Genomic DNA, 6691 nt, shown 5'->3' on the forward strand with positions numbered 1-6691 from the left:
TGATTATTTGTGGATGTTTATGGTTGATTTTTGTGATCGTTTTCATTATACTGTAATCAAAGAAGAGGTGAATGAAATGTTAACTCCTGAACGTCATCAAATGATATTGCAACTTGTAAAAGAGCAGAAGGTTGTTAAATTACAACAATTAGTGGAAAGAACAGAAAGCTCTGAATCAACAATTCGTCGTGACTTAGCACAATTGGAAAAGCAAAGGTTATTAAAAAGAGTTCATGGTGGTGCGGCTGTTTTAACGGGAAAAGGACAGGAGCCAACGATGGTTGAAAAATCATCCAAAAACATTCAAATAAAACAACAAATTGCGAAGTATGCGGCTAACGTTGTGGAACAAGGTGATTGCATTTATTTAGATGCAGGAAGTACAACATTTGAAATGATTCCATTTTTAATAAATAAAGATGTTACCGTTGTTACGAATGGACTTATGCATATTGAAGCTTTAGTTGAAAATAATATTCGTGCATATTTACTAGGCGGAATGATGAAGAGTAGGACGAAAGCTTTAATCGGTGCAATGGCGCAGGAAAGTATGCAGAAGTATCGTTTTGATAAATGTTTTTTAGGAGCGAATGGTGTACATGAACAGCTTGGTTTTACAACACCAGATCCAGAAGAGGCACTTTTAAAGCAAATGGCATTAACATTAGCAAATGAAGGATATTTCTTAATAGATGAAAGTAAGTTTTCGGAAGTTGCGTTTGCGAAAATTGCCAATGTGGAAGAGGCAAATATTATTACAAACCATTTAGAAATTGATTTAGAAAAATATAAAAGACAAACCAATGTAATTGAGGCTGATAAACAATGATCTATACAGTAACTTTAAATCCATCTATTGATTATGTAGTACAAGTTAATTCCTTAGATTTAGGCGCAGTAAATCGAGCGGAGAAAGATATGAAGTTTCCTGGAGGAAAAGGAATTAATGTTTCTCGCGTTCTTCATCGTTTAGGTGTTGAAAATGTAGCGCTTGGATTTACTGGTGGATTTACCGGTCGATTTATTAAAGATGTATTACAGACAGAAGGTGTAATAACAAACTTCATCCAAGTAAGTGAAGATACTCGAATTAACGTGAAAATAAAAGGACGAGAAGAGACAGAATTAAATGGACAAGGTCCTAGTGTGACTAAGGAACAATTTGAACAATTAATGAAACAAATTGAAAGTATGGAGCAGGGAGATTGTGTTGTACTAGCTGGAAGTGTACCAGCGTCTATCCCAACTACTTTTTATGAATCAATCGCAGCGTTCGGAGCTGAAAAAGGCATTCGTGTAGTAGTAGATGCAAGTGGTAGTGCCTTGCAGCATGTAGTTAAAAATAAACCATTTTTAATAAAGCCTAATCATCATGAACTTGGTGAGTTATTCGGAGTAGAGATTTCCACAGTAGAAGATGTTTTACCATATGGAAGAAAATTAGTTGAACAAGGTGTAGAGCATGTTATCGTATCAATGGCCGGAGATGGGGCTTTATTATTTACGGCAGAAGGTATATATGAAGCAACTATTCCAAAAGGTGTTGTAATTAATTCGGTTGGGGCTGGAGATTCTCTCGTTGCGGGATTTGTAGGAAGATATGAACAGACAAAAGATATTGAAAAGGCATTTCAATATGGCGTTGCAACAGGGAGTGCAACAGCATTTTCAGCCGATTTATGTGAAAAGGAAAAAGTAGAAGAATTATTGTCGCAAGTAATTGTAACTAAGCGATAGGGGGAAGCAACATATGAAAATTACAGAACTATTAAAAAGGGATACAGTTATTATGAATTTGACAGCTTCAAATAAAGAAGCTGTCATGGATGAGTTAGTTGAGAAATTAAACGGGGCAAATCGTTTAAATAGCAAAGCTGAATTTAAAGAAGCTATTTTAAAGCGGGAGTCACAAAGTACAACCGGCATTGGTGAAGGGATTGCTATACCTCATGCGAAAACAAAAGCTGTTAAGCAACCAGCGATTTGTTTTGGTAGAAGTGTAAGCGGTATCAACTATGAATCGCTTGACGGACAACCAGCGCATTTATTCTTTATGATTGCTGCGAGTGAAGGGGCGAATAATACGCATTTAGAAACGTTATCACGCCTATCTACACTATTAATGGATGAAGGGTTTCGTAAGCAATTGTTAGAAGCGAAGGATGAAGAAGAACTTCTTCGTTTATTTGATGAAAAAGAAAATGAAAAAGAAGAAGAGGTTGAAGTTGCAAAACCAGAAGGGAATGAACCGTACGTATTAGCTGTTACAGCTTGCCCGACTGGAATCGCTCACACATATATGGCTGCAGATAGCTTGAAAGCAAAAGCAGAAGAGCTAGGAATTGCAATTAAAGTTGAAACGAACGGATCAACAGGTATAAAAAACGGTTTAACGAAGGAAGATATTGAACGCGCAACGGCTATAATTGTTGCGGCAGATAAACAAGTAGAAATGAACCGTTTTGCTGGGAAACATGTTATTCAAGTGCCAGTCGCTGATGGGATTAGAAAAACGGAGACGCTTCTTAATCGGGCTGTAAAACAAGATGCACCAATCTTTAAAGGTGTAAAAGAGGATGGAAAGGTAGAAAATACGGAGAAAGAAAAAGGATTAGGAATTTATAAGCATTTAATGAACGGCGTAAGTAATATGCTTCCATTCGTTGTTGGTGGCGGGATTTTAATTGCGCTAGCGTTTTCGTTTGGTGGTATAAAAGCAGAAGGTCCTTTAGCTGAATTGTTCATGTCTATTGGAGGAGGGGGAACAGGGGCATTTCTATTCCTTGTACCAATTTTAGCAGGATTTATTGCTAGTTCTATTGCTGATCGTCCTGGTTTTATGCCTGGTGTTGTCGGAGGATTTTTAGCGGCACATGCGAATGCTGGATTTTTAGGTGGATTAATTGCTGGTTTCTTAGCCGGATATGTTGTTTTAGGATTGAAAAAATTATTTTCAGGGTTACCAGTACAGTTAGAAGGAATTAAGCCTGTTTTGTTATATCCAGTCTTTGGATTATTGATTACAGGAGTTGTTATGCAAAAAGTAGTAATTCCGCCTGTAGTAGCATTGAATGAAATGTTAACAGGATGGTTAAATGGTTTGAACGGTACAAATGCTATATTACTAGGTCTTATTTTAGGTGCGATGATGGCAATTGATATGGGTGGTCCAATTAATAAAGCAGCATTTACGTTTGGTATTGCTGCGATAGAAGCGAAGAACTTTGGGGTGCATTCAGCGGTTATGGCCGGTGGTATGGTGCCACCGCTTGCAATTGCGTTAGCAACTACCTTCTTTAAATCGAAGTTTACAGAGGCGGAACGTAAGTCTGGTTTAACAAATTATATTATGGGGGCATCGTTTATTACAGAAGGTGCGATTCCATTTGCAGCAGCAGATCCGGTTCGGGTAATTGTCAGTTGTGTTGTCGGTTCAAGTATTGCAGGTGCATTATCAATGTTATTCCAAATTACATTACCAGCACCGCATGGTGGATTGTTTGTTATCGCTTTAGTAAATAAACCAGTGTTATATATTTTCTCGATATTGATAGGGGCAGTTGTTTCTGCTCTTATGATGGGAATTTGGAAAAAGAAAGTTAAATAATACGTGTAAAGGGAGTAGCTTTTATTAGCTGCTCCTTTTTATTACAAAAAAGGAGGTTAATAATTGGAGAATGATGAATTTTGGTAAAAGATGTAATGAAATATGATTTTTTTGTAACAAAAAAGTAATACTGTAATTTTTTCTGGGAAAAAATTCTGGTGCTTGTATGTGGAAAATATATGAAAACTATTGAAGATTCTATTAGAAATGGGGTTCATTAATATGGAAATTTATGTTACAACTCATTAATCGCATATTACGAATGGTTTGTAATTGTGTGATTTCGAAAAATACTAAAAATCTGTTGCTATAATAAAAATACGAAAACAAAGCAAATGGAGGCTATTCATGAAAAAATTATTAGGTATAGCAACGGCGGCAGTTTTTGGTCTTGGGATTTTTGCAGGTTCTGCGAAAGCAGAAACGATTGTAACAACAGACGTATTAAATGTTAGAGAAAACCCAACTGTAGAGTCTAAGCTTGTAGGTAAAATGTTAAGTGGAAATAAATTAGATGTTGTAAATACAGAAAACGGATGGACAAAAATTAAATTAAATGGTCAAGAAGCGTTTGTAAGTGCTGAATTTACAAAAAGTACATATTATGTGACGGCGGGTGTGTTAAATGTTCGCGCTGGAGCGAATACTGACTCGGAAATTCTTGGTAAACTGAATAAAAATGATGTAATTGAAACGACAAATCAAGTTCAAAATGAATGGTTGCAATTTGACTATAATGGAAAAACAGGATATGTTCATGTGCCATTTTTAACAGGAACGGCACCAGTGATTGAAAAGAAAGAAGTTGCAACGAAAGAAGAAGCGCCGGAAAGAGTAAATACGCCGGTTAAAAGTAATAAAGTAGTTAAGGGTAAAGAATCTGTTAAGAATGTAGAATCAAGTAAACCTGTGGCAAAACAGCAGTCAACTACGAAACAAGTTGCGAAATCTAATGAAACAAGTGCACCGGCTGGTGGACGTGAAATAACGGTAGAAGCGACAGCATATACAGCAGATCCGAGTGAGAATGGTTCGTATGGTGGTCGTGTATTAACTGCAATGGGGCATGATTTAACAGCGAATCCAAATATGAAAGTAATTGCTGTTGATCCTAAAGTAATTCCACTTGGATCAAAAGTATGGGTAGAAGGATATGGAGAAGCGATTGCTGGAGATACTGGTGGGGCAATTAAAGGAAATCGTATTGATGTTTTAGTTGGCTCAGATGGTAGTGCGAATAGCTGGGGGCGCAAATCTGTAAAAGTGAAAGTGATAGAGTAGTGTATATGTATTAATATAAAAGGCGGTTGCTTGAAAGTATGTAAGCAACCGCCTTTTATGGATTATTGAAAAGGGTAAATAGTTTTACCTGTAATAATTTTATATGCACTGCAAAATTGGTTTTGTATATACTCTGTATCTTTATTTTCTAGATGTAATGTTGTTTCTTGGAGAGCAGAATGAAAAGAACGTAGTAAACAATTTAAGGCAAAGTATAATTCTTCTTGTGAACAATTGTGTTCTTTTGTAGCAGTAGCTAAAATGAGGTCTTTTGTCAAAGATGAAAAATTGATAGTGGATTGTTTCATAGTTAACTCATCCTCTCGAAGGTATTTTTAATCATGTATATGCGGAATTGGACAAACTATGTTCTTTTTTATTTATAATTTCATGTACCGTAATGAAAGAACTTGCAATCATGCCGTTAAAATTGGTAAGATTGGATATAATCAATAGATGGAGTACATTACATAAAGAGAGTTGAATGATATGGGAGAAGTGCAACGTGAAAAAGTTGCTGTCATCATTGGACCAACTGCTGTTGGGAAGACGAAGTTAAGTATTGATCTTGCCAAAGCGTTAAATGGTGAAATTATAAGTGGAGATTCCATGCAGATTTATCGTACGATGGATATTGGAACCGCAAAGGTGACGAAAGAAGAGATGGACGGAATTCCACATTATATGGTTGATATAAAAAATCCGGAAGAATCATTTTCGGTTGCCGAATTTCAAGAACGTGTTCGTAAGCATATTCGCGAGATTACAGAGCGTGGTAAATTGCCGATTATCGTTGGTGGAACTGGTCTGTATATACAATCTGTTTTATTCGATTATCAGTTTACGGATGATGCTGGTGATGTTATATACCGAGAACAAATGGAAAAGTTAGCATTAGAACGTGGTGTGGAATATGTACATAAGAAATTACAGGAAGTAGACCCAGAAAGCGCTGAGCGTATTCATGCAAATAATGTACGCCGTGTCATTAGGGCGTTAGAAATTTTCCACACGACGGGTGAAAAAATGAGTGATCAACTTGAAAAACAAGAAAACGAGTTATTATACGATGTTTCCTTAATTGGCTTGACAATGGATCGTGAAATGCTATACGATCGCATTAACTTACGAGTTGATATAATGATGGACCAAGGTTTATTAGAAGAAGTAGAAGGGTTGTATAATCGAGGGATACGAGATTGTCAATCTATTCAAGCGATTGGGTATAAAGAGATATATGATTATTTTGAGGATCGTGTCTCTTTAGAAGAAGCGGTATCACAATTAAAGACGAATTCACGTCGTTATGCAAAACGTCAATTAACGTGGTTCCGTAATAAGATGGATGTCACATGGTTTGATGTTACAGACGGTGAAAAAACGTCAGAAATTTTACGATACATAGAAGGAAAGCTACAACTAAAGTCGAATAATAGTAAGTAGAGAAAAAGAGGAGGATTCGACATGAAGCAATCAATCAATATTCAAGATCAGTTTTTAAATCAACTCCGTAAAGAGAATACGTTTGTTACGCTGTACTTATTAAATGGTTTCCAGCTTCGTGGGTTAATTAAAGGATTTGATAATTTTACAGTCCTACTGGAAACAGAAGGTAAGCAACAGCTTATTTATAAACATGCAATTTCTACATTCGTACCACAAAAAAATGTTTCAATTGAATTAGAGTAGTAATAAATTATTGTACATAACAAAAAAAGAGCGAGTTTGAAGTGACCCCTAAAAGTTAGACACGGTTATTTCATTAGGCAGCTTGATCCAAATGAGTCCGGTATTGTACCGGGC

7 protein-coding genes are annotated in these 6691 nt (G+C 36.2%); 6 read left to right on the plus strand and 1 reads right to left on the minus strand.

The features are described from left to right. The first annotated feature begins 76 nt into the window (after positions 1 to 76). The 4 genes from PDK19_RS05085 (at position 77) to entD (ending at position 4888) form a co-directional block, all read left to right on the plus strand. Complete coding sequence (locus PDK19_RS05085; RefSeq protein ID WP_000957276.1) at positions 77 to 829, plus strand: DeoR/GlpR family DNA-binding transcription regulator; 753 nt, start codon at positions 77 to 79, stop codon at positions 827 to 829. After that, positions 826 to 1737: a 1-phosphofructokinase gene (pfkB, locus tag PDK19_RS05090; RefSeq protein ID WP_000640847.1), complete on the plus strand. Its 912-nt coding sequence runs from the start codon at positions 826 to 828 to the stop codon at positions 1735 to 1737. The genes PDK19_RS05085 and pfkB overlap by 4 nt, the downstream gene beginning before the upstream one ends. Before the next feature lie 13 nt (positions 1738 to 1750). Beyond that, positions 1751 to 3607, plus strand: coding sequence for a PTS fructose transporter subunit IIABC (locus PDK19_RS05095; RefSeq protein WP_270706674.1), 1857 nt, complete (start codon positions 1751 to 1753; stop codon positions 3605 to 3607). A 348-nt stretch (positions 3608 to 3955) separates the two neighbouring features. Next, the gene (gene entD, locus PDK19_RS05100; RefSeq protein ID WP_000734632.1) at positions 3956 to 4888 is read left to right on the plus strand and encodes a cell wall-binding protein EntD; all 933 of its coding nucleotides are present in this window, start codon (positions 3956 to 3958) and stop codon (positions 4886 to 4888) included. A 62-nt stretch (positions 4889 to 4950) separates the two neighbouring features. Here entD and PDK19_RS05105 read toward each other — a convergent pair whose 3' ends face one another. Then, a complete protein-coding gene (locus PDK19_RS05105; RefSeq protein WP_000814415.1) occupies positions 4951 to 5196 on the minus strand; it encodes a hypothetical protein in 246 nt (81 codons plus the stop codon). Between the two features lie 181 nt (positions 5197 to 5377). Between PDK19_RS05105 and miaA the strand changes: the two genes are divergently transcribed. Together miaA and hfq are read left to right on the plus strand one after the other, a co-directional pair. Next, on the plus strand, positions 5378 to 6331 hold the full coding sequence (gene miaA, locus PDK19_RS05110; protein WP_016718266.1) for a tRNA (adenosine(37)-N6)-dimethylallyltransferase MiaA: 954 nt from the start codon (positions 5378 to 5380) through the stop codon (positions 6329 to 6331). A 21-nt stretch (positions 6332 to 6352) separates the two neighbouring features. Then, complete coding sequence (hfq, locus tag PDK19_RS05115) at positions 6353 to 6577, plus strand: RNA chaperone Hfq (RefSeq protein WP_000813896.1); 225 nt, start codon at positions 6353 to 6355, stop codon at positions 6575 to 6577. Positions 6578 to 6691: the final 114 nt, after the last annotated feature.

The sequence above is a fragment of the Bacillus cereus group sp. BcHK124 genome, from assembly GCF_027712065.1.
GTDB lineage: Bacteria > Bacillota > Bacilli > Bacillales > Bacillaceae_G > Bacillus_A > Bacillus_A pacificus.